The sequence below is a fragment of the Stenotrophomonas sp. P5_A8 genome, assembly GCF_056400545.1.
In genome coordinates, this window is record NZ_JBFULB010000427.1 from 1 (window position 1) to 2,773 (window position 2,773).

The 2,773-nt window shown below is 66.1% G+C and carries 3 protein-coding genes; 2 read left to right on the top strand and 1 reads right to left on the bottom strand.

All coding sequences use genetic code 11. The features are described 5' to 3' along the window. The first annotated feature begins 137 nt into the window (after window positions 1-137). Together AC1DQP_RS19110 and mtnC are read left to right on the top strand one after the other, a co-directional pair. The gene (locus AC1DQP_RS19110; RefSeq protein WP_457321361.1) at window positions 138-701 is read left to right on the top strand and encodes a 1,2-dihydroxy-3-keto-5-methylthiopentene dioxygenase; all 564 of its coding nucleotides are present in this window, start codon (window positions 138-140) and stop codon (window positions 699-701) included. Window positions 702-704: 3 nt separating this feature from the next. Then, window positions 705-1,403: an acireductone synthase gene (gene mtnC, locus AC1DQP_RS19115; protein ID WP_457321363.1), complete on the top strand. Its 699-nt coding sequence runs from the start codon at window positions 705-707 to the stop codon at window positions 1,401-1,403. A gap of 112 nt (window positions 1,404-1,515) precedes the next feature. On the opposite strand, the gene AC1DQP_RS19120 is transcribed toward mtnC, so the two are convergent. Then, on the bottom strand, window positions 1,516-2,773 hold a 1,258-nt coding region (locus tag AC1DQP_RS19120; protein WP_478052265.1), incomplete at its 5' end, for a glycoside hydrolase family 2 protein.

The window sequence follows — 2,773 nt, forward strand, 5'->3', positions numbered from 1 at the left end:
CACCACCGTGTGGGCTGTGGACCCTCCAGATTCCTGAAGGGAATCTGTATTCCGTCGTTCACCATCAGCCCACGTCCCCGCATCCGGCGCTGCGCTGGTACCCTTTCCTTCCCCCCTTTCGCCTCGCTGCCGCCGCCATGAGCCGACTCCGTATATTTGACGACACCGCCCCGGATACCGCACGGTTCGACAGCCGCGATGGCGACGCGATCGCAGCCGAACTGAAGAAGATCGGCGTCACCTTCGAGCGCTGGCAGGCGGCCCATGAGGTCGCCCCAGGCGCGAGCCAGGACGAGGTGTTCGCTGCCTACCGTACCGACATCGACCGCCTGGTCGCCCAGCACGGCTTCAAGAGCGTGGACGTGGCCTCGATCGCCCCGGACAACCCCAACCGCGCCGAACTGCGAAAGAAGTTCCTCGACGAACACTTCCACAAGGAAGACGAGGTGCGCTTCTTCGTCGCCGGCTCCGGGCTGTTCACCCTGCACGTGGACGGCAAGGTCTACGAGATCGAGTGCGTCAAGAACGACCTGATCGCCGTGCCCGACGGCATCACCCATTGGTTCGACATGGGCGAAGAACCCAATTTCGTGGCGATCCGCTTCTTCACCGAGGCCGATGGCTGGATCGGTCATTTCACCGGCAGCGACATCGCCCAGCAGTTCCCGCGTTACCACCCCGCACAGCACCAGGCCGACTGATCCATGCCGCATCCCACTGTCATCCTCACCGATATCGAAGGCACCACCAGCAGCATTTCGTTCGTCAAGAACGTGCTGTTTCCGTATGCACGCAAGGCACTGCCGGCGTTCGTCGCCGCGCATGGCCAGCAGCCGGAGGTACGCCGCTGGCTGGACGCGGTGGCCGTGGAGATCGGCGGTGCCTGCCAGGACAGCCTGATCGTGGAAACCCTGCAGGGCTGGATCGACCAGGACCGCAAGCACACGGCCCTGAAGGCGCTGCAGGGCATGATCTGGGAAAGCGGCTACCGCAACGGCGACTACAAGGCGCACTTCTATCCGGAAGTGGCGGCGGTGCTGAAGGGCTGGCATGCGCAAGGCAAGCCGCTGTACGTGTACTCGTCCGGCTCGGTGCCGTCGCAGAAGCTGTTCTTCGGTTTCAGCGACGCCGGCGACCTGACCGGTCTGGTCTCGGGATGGTTCGACACCGAAGTCGGCGGCAAGCGTGAGGCCGACAGCTACCGCCATATCGTCAAGGCGATCGGCGTACCGGCCGGGCAGATCGTGTTCCTGTCCGACGTGGTCGAAGAGCTGGATGCCGCCCGCGAAGCCGGCCTGCAGACCCGCCTGCTCGACCGCCTGGACGACTACCCGCTGCCGCGCAGCGGTGAAGCCACGCATGGCCATGACCGCGTCGAGAATTTCCAGCAGATCACGCTGTAGCGCCACGCTGCCCGCCCTGAAGCCAGGCACGACCGGATGGGTAGAGCCACGCCATGCGTGGCTGCACGTCGCGCACTCCCCGGCACCGCGCCCAACCACGCGTGGCGTGGCTCTACCGCAGGACGTCGGCCAGTGAGGTGAGGCGGAGCGTGCTGCGCAGCGTGTCCAGGTCCGCATCGCTGCGCAGGCGGAGGGTCTTCGCCTCCCCCGGCACCAGGTCCAGCGCGTTATCGTCCAGCGTGGCATCCCGGTCGTCGAAGTCGATCCACAACGCGCGCACCAGCGTTGGCGAACGCAACGTGAGCACATAGCCTTCGCCATCGGCACGCAGGTCGCTGTCGATCTTCGTCCGTGTCAGCGCAAGGTCCTTGGCCGCGGCGAAGTACACCACCTGCTGCGACAGCACCTGCGTTCCATCCAGCAGTTCGACCACCGCCACGGTCCGCGTCGGATCCGCCCCGTGCAGCAGCGATGCATCCTCGTACCGGCCCACCTCCAACGCCGACAGCGGCGGCAACGCCACGGTGTGCCGCTGCTGGTGGCGCAGCGTCCCATCCAGATCAATCACGCGCAGCCGCCATGTCGCCTGGAATCCCTGCTGGCGATCATTGAGCAGGCTTACCCGGGTCACCCCGTCATCACGCAACGCCGCCACCGCCCGGTCGGCAAAGAAGCGTTTCGCGTGGAAATGCAGCGCCTTCCAGCGGCCTGCGTAGTCGATGCTGGACCACGACGCCCCCGGCCACACATCGTTGAGCTGCCAGTACAGCGAGCCCATCGTGYACGGCCGTGACGCGCGGTGGTGCAGCGCGGCCAGCTGGATGCCGTCGGCCTGCATCACCTGGCTGAGGTACACGAACGCCGGGAAATCGCGCGGCGCGCCGTACTCGTCTTCGATGTACTTCAACAGGCGCTGGTTGCCCTCGCCCGCCATGAATTTCTGGTGGGCGCGCACCGTGGCGCTGTCCACCTGCTGCTCGGCGACCGGAATGATGCCGTCCAGCGTGCGCAGCGACGGCCAGGCCTGCAGCCCGTATTCGGACATGAAGCGCGGCGTCTCGCGCAGGTAGGCGGTCACCGGCAGCGCCGGGTTGCCCCACACCTGCCAGTAGTGTTTGTCGCCACGGGTGGAATCGTTGGCCTTGTCGTCCAGGTCGTTGCTGGGCGAGCTGGACCAGTACGGCACGCCCAGGCCCTCTTCGGCCACCACCTGGCGCAGGTCGTTGCCGAACAGGTCCACGTAGCCCTGCCAGACCTTCGCCGCGAATGCCGGATCGGCAGCGGTGAGGTCGCGACCATGGCCCCAGTCTTTCCACGCGGTTTCTTCCTCGTTGTTGCCACACCACAGGACCACGCTGGGATGGTGGCGC

Excerpts from the sequence above, each read along its gene's own strand:
- AC1DQP_RS19110 (WP_457321361.1), top strand. The coding sequence starts at position 138 with ATGAGCCGACTCCGTATATTTGACGACACCGCCCCGGATACCGCACGG.
- mtnC (WP_457321363.1), top strand. The coding sequence starts at position 705 with ATGCCGCATCCCACTGTCATCCTCACCGATATCGAAGGCACCACCAGC.